Raw genomic sequence first — 16,713 nt, 5'->3', positions numbered from 1 at the left:
AAGTGACCGTGAAGGGTGGGTTCGAGCCTGGCCACGGGTCATTTGGTGTTCCACGAGGGTTTTGCGAAGGTGCTCGGCTTCGGTTAGCGCGACCTGTTGGACGGCCTGTTGCACGCAACGTGTCCTCGGCGAGCTTGGAAGACACACAGGATCATGGCCAATCATGAGGCCGTGGGCCATCCGACAGAAAAGTGCAACTGGACGCAACAGGACCTGACCAGCGAATACGGGCTAAACCACGGGCCGTTGCCGGAGGATATGGAACGGACGGTCCGGAACCTCATTCCGAGGCTCCGGACCGTCCATTGTGCTCAGTCGTTCTGGTGCTCGGCCCACCACTGCCGACCGGTCTCCGGCAGGCTGGTGATCGGGTCGTAGTACGGGTACCGCCGGTCCAGCGCCTCGGGGTCCTGCAGCTCGATCCCCGTGCGGTAGTTCTTTGTCCAGTAGGAGATCCCGCGCTCCCGGTCGTACTCCGAGATCTGGTGCACCCACCGCTTCCCGACATACGGCACATCGCACACGATCCGCGGCGTGGCGTACCCGGGCAGGTAGCCCATGATCGCGTGCTGCAGCTCCATGGCCTCCCACACCGCGACCCGCCAGTGCTCGGCGTTGGGGATCATGTCGCACATGTAGAAGTAGTACGGCAGGATGTTCGCCTCGCCCTGCAGCGCGAAACACAGGTCCAGCAACGCGTCCGGGGTGGCGTTGACGCCGCGCATCAGCACGCCCTGGTTGCGGACGTCGCGGATGCCGACCTCCATCGCCGTGCGGGCGGCCTCGGCGACCAGGGGGGTCACTGACTGGGCGTGGTTGACGTGGGTGTGGATGGCCAGGTTGACGCCGCGGCGGCGGGCGGTGCGGGCCACCCGTTCCAGGCCCTCGACGACCTTGGGCTGGAGCCAGTGCTGGGGGAGGCCGGCCAGGGCCTTGGTGGCCAGGCGGATGTCGCGGACGGTGGGGATGTCCAGCAGGCGCATCAGGAAGGATTCCAGTTGCGGCCAGGGCACGTTGGCGACGTCGCCGCCGGAGACGACCACGTCGCGGACGCCGGGGGTGCGTTTGAGGTAGTCGATCATCTGGTCTTGCCGGTCGACCGGTTTGAGGGACAGTTTGTGCTTGTCCACCAACGGGGTTGAGTTGCCGACCAGGTCCATCCGGGTGCAGTGGCCGCAGTACTGCGGGCAGGTGGAGAGCATCTCCGCGAGCACCTTGGTGGGGTAGCGGTGGGTCAGCCCCTCGACAACCCACATCTCCGCCTCGTGCAGCGAGTCGCGGCTGCTGTGTGGGTGGCTGGTCCACTCACGCAGGCGGTCGCTGGCCACCGGCATCATGTAGTTGCGCACCGGGTCGGCCAGGAAGGCCGTGGTGAACTCCACGCCGGGGGCCGCGCCCTCGGGGACCATGGTGTTGATCATCTGCGGTGGGATCAGCATCGACATGGTGGCCATGCGCTGCTGGTCGGCGTCGAGGTCCTCGTAGAAGTCCTCGGTCAGCAGCTCGCCCATCACCTTGCGCAGCTGCTTGGCGTTCTTCACGCAGTTCACCCGTTGCCACTGCGCGTCGCGCCACTGCGCCTCGGTCACCGCACGCCATCCTGGGAAGCGCCGCCAGTCGGGTTCGACCAGCTCCTTCCGGACATAGGTGTATGGCTGCCGAGCAGCGTGTTCGAGCGCCTCGGTCACCGACGCAACCTCGTGAACCGCAGTCATAAGTACTCCTCGCCCTCATGAAGACGTAAAGATATGCTGCCAGAGCGCAAGGCTGACGTAAATCTTCCGGAGGTGACTGTGACGGAGCGTGGTGGTTCGTCGCTGTACGGTTTGCACCGCGTGATCGAGCCCGCCGGGGTGCTGCCCCAGCAGGCGTGGCGGCTGGACGCCGATCCGACGCCCGGTCCGGCCGAGGTCGTGATCGACGTCGAGCGGCTCAACCTGGACGCTGCCTCCTACCGCCAGCTGCGCGAAGCCCACCCGGACGCCGCTGACCTGCGGAATGCGGTGCTGGGCATCGTGGCCGAGCGCGGCAAGATGCAGAACCCGGTGACCGGGTCCGGCGGCATGCTCATGGGCACCGTACGCGCGGTCGGCCCGGACTCGCCGCTGGGTCTCAAGCCGGGGGACCGGGTGGCCACGCTGGTCTCGCTGAGCCTGACGCCGCTGGTCATCACCGACGGGCTGGCCGACTGGGACGGGGCGGGGGAGCAGGTGCCCTGCCGCGGGACCGCGGTGCTGTTCGGGCGTTCGATCGCCGCCGTGCTGCCCGCTGACCTGCCGGAATCCCTGGCGCTGTCCGTGCTGGACGTGTGCGGCGCGCCCGCGCTGACCGATCGGATCGTGCGCCGCAAGAACGCCGAACGTGGCCGCCCGGCCACCGTGTGCGTGCTCGGTGGCGGCGGCAAGTCCGGTTCGTTGTCACTGGTCGCCGCGCGCCGGGCCGGGGCGGGACGGCTGGTCGCGCTGGTGCCGACCGAGGCTGAGGCCGCATCCGTGCGGGCCGCCGGGATCGCCGATGAGGTGGTCATCGCCGACGCCCGGAACCCGGTCGCGGTCGGCGAGGCCGTTGGCGCGCAGGTCGACGTCACCGTGGTGTGCGTGGACGTGCCGGGCTGCGAGCACGGGGCCGTGCTGGCCACCGCCGACGGCGGCACAGTGATCTTCTTCTCCATGGCCACCTCCTTCAGCGCCGCCGCACTGGGCGCGGAGGGCCTGGCCGCGGACGTGGAGATGCTGGTCGGCAACGGGTACGTGCCGGGGCACGCCGACTTCGCCCTGGACCTGCTGCGCGCCGAGCCGGGGGTCCGGCGGATGTTCGAGGCCCGCGAACGGCAGACTTCGCCGGTGTGAGCACCATGAGCCCCCCGAACCCCGCCACCGCCACCACGACGCTGCTGCTGGGCGGCCGCGTGCACTCGCCTGCCGCGCCCGATGCCACCGCCATGGCCGTCGCCGACGGCACCGTGGTCTGGGTCGGGCAGGACTCGGTCGGCCGCGCCCTGCACCCGGACGCGGAGATCATCGACCTGGACGGCGCGTTCGTCGCGCCCGCCTTCGTGGACGCGCACGTGCACGCCACCTCGGCCGGACTGCTCTACAGCGGCCTGGACCTCACCGGCTGCCGCACCCTGGGCCAGTGCCTGGACCTGGTCCGCGCCTACGCGGCCGAGCACCCGGGCGTGCTGATCTGGGGGCACGGCTGGGAGGAGGTCAACTGGGCCGAGGGCCGCCCGCCCACCCGCGCCGAACTGGACGAGGCCGCCGGTGGCGCGCCCGTCTACCTGTCCCGGATCGACGTGCACTCCGCCCTGGTCACCACCGCGCTGCTGCACCGCGCCCCGGCGGCCAGGGACGCCGACGGCTGGTCCGAACAGGGTCCGCTGGCCCGCGCGGCGCACCACCACGTGCGCCGGGCGGCCAAGGAATCGCTGACCGCAGCCCAGCGGCAGGAAGCCCAGCGGCTCTTCCTCACCCACGCGGCGAGTCTTGGGGTGGCCGCGGTGCACGAGTGCGCCGGGCCGGACATCTCCAGCCCCGAGGACCTCACCGACCTGCTCCGCCGCTCCGCCGCCGGGGACGTGCCGCAGGTCTTCGGCTACTGGGGCGAGGCAGGCGGGCTGGCCGTGGCCAAGGAACTCGGCGCCACCGGGGTGGCCGGGGACCTGTTCGTGGACGGCGCGCTCGGCTCGCGCACCGCCGCGCTGTGCGAGCCCTACACCGACGACCCCAGCACCTCCGGGGCGCTCTACCTGGACGCGGACGCGGTCGCCGAGCACCTCATCGCCTGCACCAGGGCCGGGGTGCAGGGCGGCTTCCACGTCATCGGCGACCGGGCGGTGGCCCAGGTGGTGGCCGGCTTCGACAAGGCGGAGAACGTGGTCGGCGCGGCCGCGCTGGCCGCCCGGCACCACCGCCTGGAACACCTGGAGATGGTCACCGCCGAACAGGCCGCGCGGCTGGCCGGGTGGGGTGTGATCGCCTCCATGCAGCCACTGTTCGACGACGCCTGGGGCGGCACCGACCGCGCCTACGCCCAGCGCCTCGGCCTGCCCCGCGGCGCCCAGCTCAACCCGTTCGCCACCGTCGCCGCGGCGGGCATGGTGCTCGCCTTCGGCTCCGACGTGCCGGTCACCCCGGTGGATCCGTGGGCGACCGTGCGGGCCGCCGTGTACCACCGCACCGAGGGCCTGGGCATCTCGCCGCGGGCCGCCTTCACCGCGCACACCCGCGGCGGCTGGCGGGCCGCGGGCATCCAGGACGGCGTCAGCGGCACCCTGCAGCCCGGCGCGCCCGCCACCTACGCGGTGTGGGCGGCGGGGGAGCTGGTAGTGGCCGCACCCGATGAGAAGGTGCAACGCTGGTCCACCGACCCGCGCTCCCGGGTGCCCGCCCTGCCTCGACTGGACGCCGGGGCCGAACTGCCGCGCTGCCTGCGCACCGTGCTGCGCGGGCGCACCATCCACCACATCGAGGAGGACCGCCGGTGAGCCGGGAGACAATGCTCGACCTCGACGCCGAGGTCGTCGCACGGGCACGGCGGCTGGCGGCCGAGGCCGCGTTGCCGGTGGTGACCCTGGCCAAGGCGCACACCACGGTCGCGGTGGAACGCGCCACCCTGCGCCTGGCCGGGATCACCGGCGCGGACACCACGCACCGGGCAGGCGATGTGCCCTGGGTGAACCGGGTGGTGGACACCGTGCGCGAGCAGTGCGGCCTGGCGCACGGATCGGTGCTGCCGGTCTTCCACGCCTTGCGGGAACACGGTTTGGGCGATCTGACCGAGCTGGCCGAGGCCACCGCGGCCGGGCAGATCACCTTCACCGTGCCCACCGGGAAAGCGGCCGAGCGGGCGGCGAAGACCGCGCGGGTGGCCGTGGCCAAGGGCATGCGGCGGATCGACCGCAACCGCGCCCAGCGCGCCAAACTCGTCGACAAGATCGGTGATCCGGCGCAGCGGCCGTGGATCTACCTGATCGTGGCCACCGGCGATATCGACGAGGACGTGGTGCAGGCCTGCAACGCCGCCCGCGCCGGGGCCGATGTGATCGCGGTGATCCGCTCCACCGGACAGTCCCTGCTGGACTATGTGCCCGAAGGCGCCACGCATCACGGGTTCGCCGGAACCTATGCCACGCAAGAGAATTTCCGGATCATGCGGGCCGCGCTGGACGAGGTGAGCAAGGAGGTCGGCCGCTATGTGCGGCTGACCAACTACGCCTCCGGCCTGTGCATGCCCGAGATCGCGGTGCTGGGCGGGCTGGAACGCCTGGACATGATGCTCAACGACTGCATGTACGGCATCCTGTTCCGCGATATCAACCCGATCAGAACCTTTGTGGACCAACGGTTCTCCCGTCAGGTGCACGCGCGCGCCGGGATCATCATCAACACCGGCGAGGACAACTACCTCACCACCGCCGACGCGGTCGAGGCCGCGCACACCGTCACGGTGTCCCAGCTGCTCAACGAGCACTTCGCACACGAGGCCGGACTCCCGGACGAGCTGCTCGGCCTCGGCCACGCCTTCGAGATCAACCCGGAGCTGCCGGACTCCTTCCGGATGGAACTCTCGCACGCCCTGCTGGCCCGCGAGCTGTTCCCGGACGCGCCGCTGAAGTGGATGCCGCCCACCAAGCACATGACCGGCGACGTCTTCCGCGGCCACCTGCTGGACGGCTTCTTCAACCTGGCCGGGGTGCTCACCGGGCAGAGCATCCTGCTGGTGGGCATGATGACCGAGGCCGTGGTGACCCCATGGCTCTCCGACCGCGACCTGGCCCTGGCCAACGTGCGCTACGTGCTCAACGCGGCCGGACGGCTGGCCGAGGACTTCCGGCCCGCCCCGGACGGCTTCATCGTCAAGCGCGCCAACCAGGTCCTCGGCGAAGCGGTCGACCTGCTCGAACGCGTCGTCGACGACGGCCTGCTCACCGCGATCGCCCAGGGCACCTTCGGGTTGATGAAACGTCCGCCGGACGGCGGCAAGGGCGCGGACGGCGTGATCGAGAAGGCCGACGGCTACGTCAACCCGGCCAGTGACCTCCTGGACGAGGGGAGCGACCGATGAGCGCGGAGAAGCGGCACGTCCGCCCGTACGGGGACACCACCGGCGACGGCATGGTGCAGATGTCCTTCACCCTGCCCGTCCCGCACGGCCCGCGCGCCGAGGGCGCCGCCCAGCAGCTGGCCAACAAGATGGGCATGGACCCGGCCATGGTGGTGCACTCCAACCCCATCGGCGCGGACTTCACCTTCGTGGTGGTCTACGGCTCGGTACAGCACATCATCGACCTGGACGCCGTGCAGGTGGTCGAACGCGAGTACCCGCTGCTCACTCCCGCCGACGTCAACGCGACGCTGAAGAAACGGTTGCGCCGCAAGCTGACCGTGGTCGGCGCCTGCATCGGCACCGACGCGCACACCGTGGGCATCGACGCCATCCTCAACATCAAGGGCTTCGCCGGCGAGAAGGGCCTGGAGTACTACCGGGAACTGCGCGTGATCAACCTGGGCGCCCAGGTCACCGTGCCCGACCTGGTCAAGCGGGCCCGCGCGGAGAAGGCCGACGCGGTGCTGATCTCCCAGGTGGTCACCCAGCGGGACGCGCACATCCACAACACCCAGGAGATGTCCGCGGCCTTCCGCGAGGCCATGGGCGAACGCCGCCCGCTGCTGGTCGCGGGCGGCCCCCGGTTCGACCCGCTGATGGCCGAGGAACTCGGCGTGGACCGGGTCTTCGGCCGCGGCACCACCCCGGGTGAGGTGGCCAGTTTCCTGGTCCACGCGATGAACGAGCGGAAGGTGGCGGTGTGAGCGCGGCACTGGTCGAAGGGTTCTCGGTCACGCACAGCAGGTACGTGCCGTACGCGCACGCCCACTACGGCGGCAACCTGGTGGACGGGGCGTACAGCCTGGGCCTGTTCGGCGATGTGGCCACCGAGCTGTGCATCCGCACCGACGGCGACGAGGGCCTGTTCGCCGGGTACTCGGGCGTGGAGTTCCTGGCCCCGTTGCACGCCGGGGACGTGGTGGAGGTGACCGCCACGCTGACCCGCATTGGCAACCGCTCCCGGTCGGTGGCCTTCGAGGCCCGGGTGACCTGCCGCGCCAACCCGAACCGCGGCCCGTCCTCCGCCGACGTGCTGACCGAGCCCCTGGTGATCACCAGGGCCACCGGCACGGTGGTGGTCCCACTACCCGCGGGCTGAGCGCGCCGGCGTGTTGGCCGTTCTCGTACGGGGTCTTGGCCGTTGTGGCACGTCGGTTTGGGCCAACACGGTGTACGACAACGGCAAACACAGCGTACGAGAACGGCCAACACACTGGGACTGATGGACCATCATGGTCGGCATGAGCGGTGTCGTCCGTCCCACCACGACCGCGGAACTGGCTCGTGGCCTGGTCGAGTACCGATTCGACCAGCGCGGCAGCGGCACGGTGCTGGTGTTGCACGGCGGACACCTCAACGCCGGCCTCGCGCTGGGTGAGGACGTGTTCGCCGACGCCGGCTACTCGGTGCTGGCGCCCTCGCGCCCCGGCTACGGCCGCACACCCCTGCCCACCGGCACGACGACCAGCGGGTTCGCCGATGTCCTCCGTTCGCTGTGCGACCACCTCGGCATCGCCCGGATCACCGCCGTGGTCGGCGTTTCGGCCGGGGGACCTACCGCGATGGCGATCGCCGCCCGCCACCCGGACCTGGTCGAGCGGGTCATCCTGCAGAGCGCGGTCGGCCCGCTCCCGTGGCCGGATGCGCGGACCCGCCGTGCCGCCCGGTTCGCCTTCGCGCCCGCGACCGAGCGCGTCACCTGGTCAGTCGTGCGCGCGATCATGCGTACCGTGCCGGATCTCGGCCTGCGCCTGCTGCTGGGTGACCTCGCCGCGGTGCCGGCCCGGCAGGCCGTGACCGCGCTGACGGCCGAACACCGGCAGCTGTTGATCGAACTGTTCTCCCGGATGCGGTCCGGCGAAGGCTTCCGCAACGACCTCGCCACCATCCGGGCCGGGGCCGACGAGGTGGTCACCCAGCCCGCCCTGGTGATCGCCAGCCGCGATGACGGCGCCGTGCCCTTCGCCCACGCCGAGGCCCTATCCGCCGCGATCCGGCACAGCAGGCTCATCGAGAGCGCCGCCGACAGCCACTTCGTCTGGCTCGGCCATGACTGGCCTGCGATCAGCGACAAGATCCGCGACTTCCTCGCCACCTGAGTCCCGGCCCGCACCGGCTGTGACCCAGCCGTGACATAACGCGGATATCACCCGGACATGGCAGGGCCAGTTTGGCGGCCATGCGACTACAGACCACAGCCTTGGCCGCCACCCTCGCGGTGGTGGCCATGATGGCGGGCGCCCTCCCGGCACTGGCCATCAAGGGCGGCATCCAGTCACCGCAGCCCTACTCGTTCATGGGGTCGTTGCAGCGGCCCGATTCGCCGCGCGCGGACGGTCACGTCTGCGGGGTCACGCTGATCGCGCCGCAGTGGGCGGTCACCGCCAGCCACTGCGTGCGCAATCCCAACCAGGCCCAGGTCGGCACGCCGCGGGACTGGAAGGTCCGCTTCGGCGCGCTGAGCACCAGAACCGGCGGCGAACTCACCGAGGTGGACAAGTTCTACCGCTACTCCAACTACGTGCACGAAGGCGATTTCGCCCTGCTGCACCTGAAAACCCCGGTCCGCGCCGAACCGGCCAAGATGCCCTCGGCCACGCCCGCCGACCACACCCCGGCGCGCATCCTCGGCTGGGGCATGACCTGTGATGACCGGAAGCCGGAGTGCTACCCGGAATTCCTGCGCGAGGCCGACACCGTCGTGCAGCCGGACGAGCTGTGCAAGCCCGCGGGCATCCACGAGGAGCGGGAGATCTGCGTGGGAGCGCCGGACGGCAGCGTGGCGCCGACCAACATGGACTCCGGCGGTCCCGCGCTGATCCGCGAGGGCGACCGGTGGGTGGTGGTCGGCGCGGTCAGCGGCGGCAACTCCACCCAGCCCATCGTCTACACCGACGTGCACTGGTTCACCGGCTGGATCAACGGCATCACCAGCGGCACCGCCGTCCCGCCGGACAGCCCCCGCCCGAACCTGGAGGGCGCGGTCGACCTCGGCATGTGCGCGGCCTCGGTGGTCCGCACCCCGGAGTCCCGCCCGCAGGACCCGGCGCTGCTGCTGACCAACGGCCACTGCGTGGGCGAGAACCAGCCCAAGCCCGGCTCCGCGCTGGTGGACCAGCCCGCCGACCAGGTGGTGCGGATCGGCGACCGCGACGGCTACGCCGAAGCCACCGCCAAGGCGAACCGGCTGCTGTACGCCACCATGACCGGCACCGACATCGCGCTGTACCGCCTGGACCAGACCTACGCCCAGCTCGAAGCCGACGGCGCCAAGATCTTCCAGCTCGCGACCAGCCCCGCTGGTCAGGGGGACAAGATCGACATCCTCTCCGGCGGGCAGGGCAACCGGTTCAGCTGCGTGGTCGAGGCGGAGGTGCCGCACCTGCGTGAGGACGGGTACCAGCAGGATGGCGCGTTGCGTTACGCGGCCGGGTGCGGGGCCTCGCATGGGTCTTCGGGCTCGCCGCTGGTGGCGGCGGACGGGGCGACCGTGGTGGGGGTGCACAACACCGGGAATGACAACGGGGAGCAGTGCACCCGGAACAACCCGTGCGAGGTGGCCGCGGATGGGACGGTGACGGTGCGGAAGGGGCATCGGTACGGGCAGCGGACCAGCATGATCCCGGCCTGCCTCGGGGCGGGGTCGGTGCTGGACCTGGCCCGGCCGGGCTGCACGCTGACCCGGCCCGCGGCCTGATCGTGGCCTGACATTGTCACGGTGAGCTGGTGCGAATCTGCACTTACCGCGACAGATTCCGGGAATCTAGCGTTGGTGGCGATGCGAGTGCTCATCGCCACCAACGCATTTCCTCGGAAGTTTCCGAGGGGGGACCGGAGAAATGATGCGAATCAAGCGGATTGTCTGTGCCGCGGCCATTCCCGCCGTGCTGCTGACCGCCACCGGCCTGATCGGCGTCAGCGCGTCGGCAGCCACGGAGAATCCCGCCGCGACCGCCGCCGCCAAGCTGCAGCCGGGTGAGGTCGCGGTCCGGCGGAGTGCCTACGACGCCTTGACCCAGACCGCCACTGTCGAGCTGCTGCTCAGCGAGGGCTACCGGTTTGACGTCACCAGTGACGGTGGACTGCGCTTTCTCGGACCGGACGGGCGGGTGGTCGATCAGACCGGACCGGCCCTGCGGCGGCCGGGTACTGGGGACGCAGAGCTGGCCGGGAAGTTCCGGAAAATTGACGACTCACATGTCAGCTGGACGCCGGATCAGGGGGTTGCGCAGTTTGCCGGTGGCTTCTGGTGCTGGACCACGAACATCAGCAAGGAATTCGCCAAGGGAGTGATCGTGGGGAGCCTCGGCGGAACTCCAGGGCACGTCATCGGTGGGATCGGCGGAATCGTCAGCGGGGTCGTCACCTCTTCCGAGCAGTGCTGAGCCGGCGCGACCAGCGAGTGAATGAGGGGCCATGGTTGTTGTCGCCACCTGCCTGGCCGCGTTGACCATCGCGGCCAGGGTCGTCCCTGATCCGGTGGCCGCCGTCGCCTTGGCACTGGCCGCACTGGCGCTGTTTGCCGCGACGTTGTTCCGGCAGCGGCGCGACCTGTTCGTATGCACTGGATCCGGGACGCCGTGGGCGGTCAGCTCGCTCTCCGCTGCCGCGGCAGCATTCCTGGCGGTCAGTGCGTTGCAGGGGGACAGCGGTTCGGTGGTGGGCTGGGTCGTGCCGTCGGTGGCGGGTGCAGGGGTCCTGCTCGGTGCTGTTGTCCTCAGCCGGATCGGGCTCGCCCAGCACCACCACCTGGCCGACCTCCACAACGAACCCAGCGCATAAGGAACCCGGTCTGCCGGTGTGTTGGCCGTTGTGGGTGGGTCAGGTGGCGGCCGGGTAGGTGGGGAGTTGGGGGAGGGTGATGCCGAACCACTCGCGGTAGGCCGCGAGCAGGTCGGCCTCCTCGATCTGCTGCTCGTGGCGCAGGTCGCCCTCGGTGCGGATCAGGGTGTGGCCGGAGAGGGTGATCCGGTCCGCCCCGTTCGCCAGGGGCAGTGAGACCATCACGTTGCGGGTGAAGTGCGAGGTGGGTGAGGTCTGGTGCCACCAGCACATCGGGGCGAAATCGCGCAGCGGCAGTGGGCGCGGGTCGACCCGGTAGGCCCCGGAGTCGCCGTGCCAGACTTCGACCTCGGCGCCCGCGTCGATCAACCGGAAGGTGCCGCCCGCGTCCGCCTGTGGCTCCCTGGAGTCCCAGCGCAGGGGGCTCGGGGCGAAGCGGCCGAAGCCGACGTCGGAGAGCCACACGACGCCCTGTTCGTCGGTCACCAGCAGCGCCAGGTGGTCCTGCGGCGGACCCAGGGCGGTGGCGTGGAAGACCCGCGCGCCGGCCAGGGTCACCGCGAAGCCGACCGCGCGCAGCAGTTCGGCGAATAGGCCGTTCAACTCGAAGCAGAAGCCGCCGCGGCGGTGGGTGATGATCTTCTCCGCCAGATCGGCCGGGTCCAGGCTCAGGTGGCCGGGCAGGTGGATGCCCAGGTTCTCGAACGGGACCGTGCGCAGATGGCGTCGTTGCAGGTCAGCCAATGCGGCGGCGGTGGGGGCGGCCGGGAGGTCGGCGCCGATGCGGGCGAGGTAGGCAGCGCGGGTCGTGGTGTCCACGGGGGGAGTCTGCAACCTCGGGCCCGCTGGAGGTCCAGCGTTCTTCGTCACCCGGAAGACTCACTTGTGCCGGTCCGGGCACCCGCTGACCCGGGCTCCGCTACCGTCAGCGACTACGCTTGCCGGGTGAGTCGGCCGATGGCCCGAATGGATCACGGCCCTGCGATACCGGCGCGCCCTGACGACAAGGACGAACACCGACCGGCGGAGGCGATGGCGCCGTCCACCGCCGGCGAGGAGGACACGGAATGGCCGACCAGCGCGACAGCCACGCGGAGAACCCGAGCCCCAGCGGGCCGCCCAGCCCGGTGCTGGTGGTGATCCCGACCTACAACGAGCGGGAGAACGTCCAGCTCATCGTGGGCAGGCTGCACGCGACATTGCCGGAGGCCCACGTGCTGGTCGTCGACGACGGCAGCCCGGACGGCACCGGCGAGGTCGCCGACGAGATGGCCGCCAAGGACGAGCGCGGCCGCATCCACGTGATGCACCGGACCGAGAAGGCCGGGCTTGGCGCGGCCTACATCGCCGGGTTCAAGTGGGCCCTGGAGCGGAACTACGCGGCCATCGTGGAGATGGACGCCGACGGTTCGCACGCCCCGGAGGACCTGCCCCGGCTGCTCAACGCCCTGATCGACTCCGACCTGGTGATCGGCTCCCGCTATGTCACCGGCGGCAAGGTGGTCAACTGGCCGAAACGGCGCGAGATCCTCTCCCGCAGCGCCAACATCTACGCCCAGGTGGCCATCGGCGTGCGGATCAAGGACATCACCGCGGGCTACCGGGCCTACCGCCGCGAGGCCCTCGACAAGATCATCCAGGATGGCGTGACCTCGATCGGTTACTGCTTCCAGATCGACCTGGCCTGGCGCACGGTGCAGGCCGGGTTCCGGGTGGTCGAGGTGCCCATCACCTTCACCGAGCGCGAGATCGGCGTCTCCAAGATGAGCGGCAACATCATCAGCGAGGCGCTGCTGCTGGTCGGCAAGTGGGGCGTCAAGCACCGGGCCGGTCAGCTCAAGAAGCTGTTCAGCAGGCGCTGAGTCGCTCGCAGACGCACGAAGGCCGTCCGGGCGGGAGAACCGGACGGCCTTCGTTTTTTTCCTGGTGCGCGGGAGGTGCGGTGGTGCGTTCAGTCCGGGTTGATCCAGGTGCGGATCAGGCGGAGGTGGCGCTCCGGCGTCCCCGAAGCTCCTCAAGCCGCTCGGTGAGCAGCTCCTCAAGCTCGGGGATGGAACGACGCTCGAGCAGCATGTCCCAGTGGGTGCGCGGGGGCTTGGTCTTCTTCGCCTCCGGCTGGCTGCCGTCGATCATCTCCGACTCGGTCCCGTGCAGACGACATTCCCAGGTGGAGGGAAGTTCCGCGTCGTCGGCGAACGGGACGTCGAACTCGTGCCCCTTCGGGCAGGCGTACCGCACCGACCGGCGTGGTGCGAGGTCGTGGTTACGGTCGGTCTCGTAGCTGACAGCTCCGAGCCGGCTGCCACGCAGAACGCGGTCGGCCATGACGGTGTCCTTTCGCTCGGCTGAAGACCGCCCGCCTTCAGCTCACGGCGTACTGCTTACAGAGTGCAACAACGAGGGCGTCGTTGTCGTTCCCGGTTTGGCCTAGTTGGTCGCCCACGGTGATCTATTTCACCTATCAACGAGGACGTCCTCCATAGGGATGTCATCGCCGCAGAGTCATGACGCGTTATCAGCGCATGCTACGGCTAGTTCACCCAGTTGGGGGTAGGTATTGAGGGCTGATGCAGATCAAGCCAGGCTGAGCTGGCCTACCGGTGTCGAGGTGGGACCAAGCTCACCTAGACGAAAGTGCCTTCGGCACAGCACTTGGTAACGGACCGTAGCTCCTGCGTCGCTCTCGCGCTGGGCACGGTCCGTATCCGGTACTGGCTGGTCCGTATCGGTCACCGTGTCCGCGACAAAAACCGTGTCACCCGCTCGGACTATCTGGTTACCCAGGATCCGCGCGTTGAACCGCCCCTGCAAGCCACACCAGCACAGCACCTCCACCTGCACCGCCTGCAGCTCGTCAGCCAGCTCGAACAGCCGCCGTGAGCCCGGGAAAAGCTCACTGCGGAAGTCCGTGGCGATGCCGAAGCAATAGACGTCGACCTGCACCTCATCGGCCAGCTCGGCGAGCTGTTCGACCTGGGCGGCGCTGAGGAACTGCGCCTCGTCGACGATCACGTAGTCCACCCGGCGCCCCTCGGCCCAGCACTGCCGGACCAGTAACACCAGGTCGGTGTCCTCATGCGCCTCCACCGCGTGCCGGGTCACCCCGATCCGGCTGGAGATCTGCGGCTGCCCGGATCGGTCGTGCCGCACGAGCAGCAGGCCGCCCCGGCCCTGCCGGGCCAGGTTGTGGTCGATCTGCAGCGCGAGGGTGGACTTGCCGCAGTCCATCGGTCCGTAGAAGAACCGCAGCCTGCCCGAGACGGGCAGCGCCCGCCGCGCTCCGGCCGCGGGCACCGCGGACAGGGCGTCGGTGGGATCCGGTCGGTTGGGTACCGCAAGTACGTCCACGGGCCGTGACCCTAACGTGAGGCCGTTGTTGATCACAGCACCGCCGGTTCTGAGTTGCCGACCGCGCGGATCGCACGGCGGACCGGAACCAGCCAAACCAGGATGAATCCGACGATGAAGAAGATCATCATGCTCAGGATCGCCAGCCGGAACGAGCCGGTGGCCTGCCCGATCCCGGCGTAGACCAGCGGACCCAGCCAGGAGGTCGAGCGCTCGCCGATCTCGTACACCGCGAAGTACTGGCCCTCCTTGCCAGCCGGGACCATCTGGCTGAACAGCGACCGGGCCAGCGCGTTGGTGCCGCCGAGCACCAGGCCGATGCCCGCGGCGATGCCGAAGAACTGCAACTCCTCCCCGGCCTGCACCAGGTAGGCCAGCGCGAGCATGATGATCCACACCACCAGGCTGCCCAGGATGGTCTTCTTGGCGCCGATCCGCTTGGCCACCAGGCCGTGCGCCACACCGCCGATGAAGGCCACGAACTGGGTCATCAGGATGGCCGTGATCAGCGTGGACTGCGGCAATTTCAGTTCAAGACTGCCGTACTGGCCCGCCACGTTGGCCACCGTGGAGATGCCGTCGGTGAAGATCAGGTAGGAGCCGAGGAAGGCCAGCGTCAGCGGGAACTTGCGGGCATAGCGCAGGGTGTCGCCGAGTTCGCGGAAGCCACCGCCGATCTTCCCGCCGCCCAGGTCGGCCCGCTCGGGTTTGGGCCGGTCGCGCAGCACCCGCAGCGGCACCAGGGTGAAGGCGGCCCACCAGATCCCGGTGAGGATGAAGCAGGCCCGCACCGCCTCGCTCTGCGCCAGCCCGAACAGCTCGTGGCCCTGGAACAGCCCGAGCTGCAGCGCCAGGCACACCCCGCCGCCGAGATAACCGAAGGCCCAGCCCCTGGAGGAGAGCGCGTCGCGTTCGTCCGCGGTGGAGATCTCCGGGATGAAGGCGTAGTAGACCACCACCGAGGTGCCCCAGCAGATGTTGCCGATGGTGAACAGCAGCACCCCGATCTGCCAGTTCTGCCCCTCCACCAGCGCGAGCAGGCAGGTGGCCACCGCGCCGGTGAAGGCGAATCCGGCCAGCATCCGCCGCTTGTTCTGACTGCGGTCCGCGATCGCCCCGGCTACCGGCAGCACCAGCACCTGGATCACGGTGGCGAAGGAGAGCAGGTACCCCCACAGCGACCCGGCCGGGAACACCAGGCCCAGGATGCTGACATCGCACTGCACCAGGGTGTTGTCATTGGCGCACGGCGCTGGCCCGTTGCGCGCGGTGTCCGCCTCGGCCGCGGCCCGCGCGATCGAGGTCAGGTACAGCGACAGGAAGACGGTGACGACCGAGGTCGGGAAAACCGAGTTCGCCCAGTCATACCAACACCATCCGCGTTGAGTCCGCCGCCGGTCCGCCGGCGAGGCGACCGCGGTGCCCGCACTGTCCAACCCACTCATCCCCGACCTCCCGGCGCGGTGTGCCGTGCCCGCGCAGTGGGGGGACTGTACTGGCCGTGGATGACGAACCGGCCAGCCCGCAAGCGAGTCGTGACGAAGTCAGGTAATTCCACCCAATTCGTCACGGTGGATCACCTCAGACCGTGATGTGCGACCCCGGTTCGGCGAACTCCACCGGCCCGGCGAATCGCGCCGAGGCCCGGGTCACCGCGTCGTCAGGGGAGACCGAGCGGCCCAGGTGGGTCAGCAGCAGCCTGCGTGCGCCCGCGGCCTGTGCGGTCTCTCCCGCGTCCTCCGGGGTGTGGTGCACCGGCGGCTCGTCCGCGGGGCGCCGGTCGCTCTCGGCCTCGCACAGCAGCAGGTCGCAGCCACTGGCCAGCTCGGTCAGCGCGGGGCAGGCCGCGGTGTCGCCGGAGAAGACCAGGCAGGCATCCGGGGACTCCACCCGGACGCCGAAGGCCGGGATGCCGTGCTCGACCGCGCGACTGGTCAGGGTCAGCTCGCCGAGCTGGACCTGGTGGCCGTCGTGCAGCTCGTGGATGGCGAAGGCGGACTCCACCGGGCTGCGCTCCGGGCCGTTGGTCAGGAAGTTCGCCAGGCGATCGGCCAGGCCCGGCGGGCAGTACAGCGGCAGCGGGTCGCGGTCGATGTCGGCGTAGCGCAGCGCGTAGTAGGCGGTGAGCAGGTCGGCGGTGTGGTCGGCGTGCGCGTGCGAGATCCAGATCGCGGTCAGCCCGGCCAGGCCGGTGTGGTGCTGCAGCGGGCCGAGGGTGCCGGTGCCCGCGTCCATCCAGACCCGGGTGTCGCCGTTGGACACCAGGTAGCCGGAGCAGGGGTTGTCCCGGGTGGGGTAGGGCGTGGCGTTGCCCAGGACGGTCAGGGTCAGTTCGTTCACCCGCATAGCCTAAGCGGGTTGCCAGAAGTTGTGTCCGTAACTCGCGGGAGTTGACCTTCCCTCGAACGTGAAGAGCCCCGTCGGGTTGGATTGAGTTACCACACACAACCGACCCGACGAGGCCTCCTTCAGTAT

The 16,713-nt window shown here is 69.8% G+C and carries 16 protein-coding genes; 10 read left to right on the top strand and 6 right to left on the bottom strand.

Annotated features, from left to right (window positions below):
* Nucleotides 1-311 precede the first annotated feature (311 nt).
* Complete coding sequence (locus ACTOWY_RS38515; protein WP_441314527.1) at nt 312-1,688, bottom strand: KamA family radical SAM protein; 1,377 nt, start codon at nt 1,686-1,688, stop codon at nt 312-314.
* A gap of 147 nt (nt 1,689-1,835) precedes the next feature.
* Between ACTOWY_RS38515 and ACTOWY_RS38510 the strand changes: the two genes are divergently transcribed.
* The 9 genes from ACTOWY_RS38510 to ACTOWY_RS38470 all read left to right on the top strand — a co-directional run bounded on the left by ACTOWY_RS38510 (nt 1,836) and on the right by ACTOWY_RS38470 (nt 10,890).
* Nucleotides 1,836-2,849: an L-erythro-3,5-diaminohexanoate dehydrogenase gene (locus ACTOWY_RS38510; protein ID WP_441314526.1), complete on the top strand. Its 1,014-nt coding sequence runs from the start codon at nt 1,836-1,838 to the stop codon at nt 2,847-2,849.
* 5 nt (nt 2,850-2,854) lie between these two features.
* Entirely contained in the window at nt 2,855-4,486 is a 1,632-nt protein-coding gene (locus ACTOWY_RS38505; protein WP_441314525.1) for an amidohydrolase, read from the top strand.
* Nucleotides 4,483-6,066 (top strand): lysine 5,6-aminomutase subunit alpha, encoded by a 1,584-nt coding sequence (locus tag ACTOWY_RS38500; RefSeq protein ID WP_441314524.1) that lies wholly within the window; start codon nt 4,483-4,485, stop codon nt 6,064-6,066. The genes ACTOWY_RS38505 and ACTOWY_RS38500 overlap by 4 nt, the downstream gene beginning before the upstream one ends.
* Nucleotides 6,063-6,812: an OAM dimerization domain-containing protein gene (locus tag ACTOWY_RS38495; protein ID WP_441314523.1), complete on the top strand. Its 750-nt coding sequence runs from the start codon at nt 6,063-6,065 to the stop codon at nt 6,810-6,812. Before ACTOWY_RS38500 ends, ACTOWY_RS38495 begins: the two co-directional genes overlap by 4 nt.
* Entirely contained in the window at nt 6,809-7,207 is a 399-nt protein-coding gene (locus ACTOWY_RS38490; protein WP_441314522.1) for a hotdog domain-containing protein, read from the top strand. Before ACTOWY_RS38495 ends, ACTOWY_RS38490 begins: the two co-directional genes overlap by 4 nt.
* Before the next feature lie 142 nt (nt 7,208-7,349).
* Complete coding sequence (locus ACTOWY_RS38485; RefSeq protein ID WP_441314521.1) at nt 7,350-8,207, top strand: alpha/beta fold hydrolase; 858 nt, start codon at nt 7,350-7,352, stop codon at nt 8,205-8,207.
* An 80-nt stretch (nt 8,208-8,287) separates the two neighbouring features.
* Nucleotides 8,288-9,805 carry a trypsin-like serine protease gene (locus tag ACTOWY_RS38480; RefSeq protein ID WP_441314520.1) on the top strand — a complete coding sequence of 506 codons (1,518 nt, stop codon included), beginning with the start codon at nt 8,288-8,290 and terminating at the stop codon, nt 9,803-9,805.
* Between the two features lie 145 nt (nt 9,806-9,950).
* Nucleotides 9,951-10,493, top strand: a complete 543-nt coding sequence (locus ACTOWY_RS38475; protein WP_441314519.1) for a hypothetical protein — start codon at nt 9,951-9,953, stop codon at nt 10,491-10,493.
* Between the two features lie 31 nt (nt 10,494-10,524).
* Nucleotides 10,525-10,890 (top strand): hypothetical protein, encoded by a 366-nt coding sequence (locus ACTOWY_RS38470; RefSeq protein ID WP_441314518.1) that lies wholly within the window; start codon nt 10,525-10,527, stop codon nt 10,888-10,890.
* A gap of 39 nt (nt 10,891-10,929) precedes the next feature.
* Here the strand turns inward: ACTOWY_RS38470 and ACTOWY_RS38465 are convergent, their stop codons facing one another.
* Nucleotides 10,930-11,709, bottom strand: coding sequence for an arylamine N-acetyltransferase family protein (locus tag ACTOWY_RS38465; protein ID WP_441314517.1), 780 nt, complete (start codon nt 11,707-11,709; stop codon nt 10,930-10,932).
* Nucleotides 11,710-11,957: 248 nt separating this feature from the next.
* On the opposite strand from ACTOWY_RS38465, the gene ACTOWY_RS38460 reads away from it, so the two are divergent.
* Nucleotides 11,958-12,752, top strand: a complete 795-nt coding sequence (locus ACTOWY_RS38460; RefSeq protein ID WP_441314516.1) for a polyprenol monophosphomannose synthase — start codon at nt 11,958-11,960, stop codon at nt 12,750-12,752.
* 115 nt (nt 12,753-12,867) lie between these two features.
* Here ACTOWY_RS38460 and ACTOWY_RS38455 read toward each other — a convergent pair whose 3' ends face one another.
* The 4 genes from ACTOWY_RS38455 to ACTOWY_RS38440 all read right to left on the bottom strand — a co-directional run bounded on the left by ACTOWY_RS38455 (nt 12,868) and on the right by ACTOWY_RS38440 (nt 16,578).
* The gene (locus ACTOWY_RS38455) at nt 12,868-13,215 is read right to left on the bottom strand and encodes an RNA polymerase-binding protein RbpA (protein ID WP_247764830.1); all 348 of its coding nucleotides are present in this window, start codon (nt 13,213-13,215) and stop codon (nt 12,868-12,870) included.
* Nucleotides 13,216-13,464: 249 nt separating this feature from the next.
* A complete protein-coding gene (locus ACTOWY_RS38450; protein ID WP_441314515.1) occupies nt 13,465-14,238 on the bottom strand; it encodes a thymidine kinase in 774 nt (257 codons plus the stop codon).
* A 32-nt stretch (nt 14,239-14,270) separates the two neighbouring features.
* Entirely contained in the window at nt 14,271-15,683 is a 1,413-nt protein-coding gene (locus ACTOWY_RS38445) for an MFS transporter (RefSeq protein WP_441314514.1), read from the bottom strand.
* 136 nt (nt 15,684-15,819) lie between these two features.
* Nucleotides 15,820-16,578 carry an MBL fold metallo-hydrolase gene (locus tag ACTOWY_RS38440; RefSeq protein ID WP_441314513.1) on the bottom strand — a complete coding sequence of 253 codons (759 nt, stop codon included), beginning with the start codon at nt 16,576-16,578 and terminating at the stop codon, nt 15,820-15,822.
* Nucleotides 16,579-16,713 lie beyond the last annotated feature (135 nt).

Origin of the sequence: Crossiella sp. CA198, from assembly GCF_052078295.1 — a bacterium.
In the GTDB taxonomy this organism is placed as follows: Bacteria; Actinomycetota; Actinomycetes; order Mycobacteriales; family Pseudonocardiaceae; genus Crossiella.
Note: the sequence above shows the minus strand (reverse complement) of the source record. Positions and strands in the feature narration are given on the sequence as shown.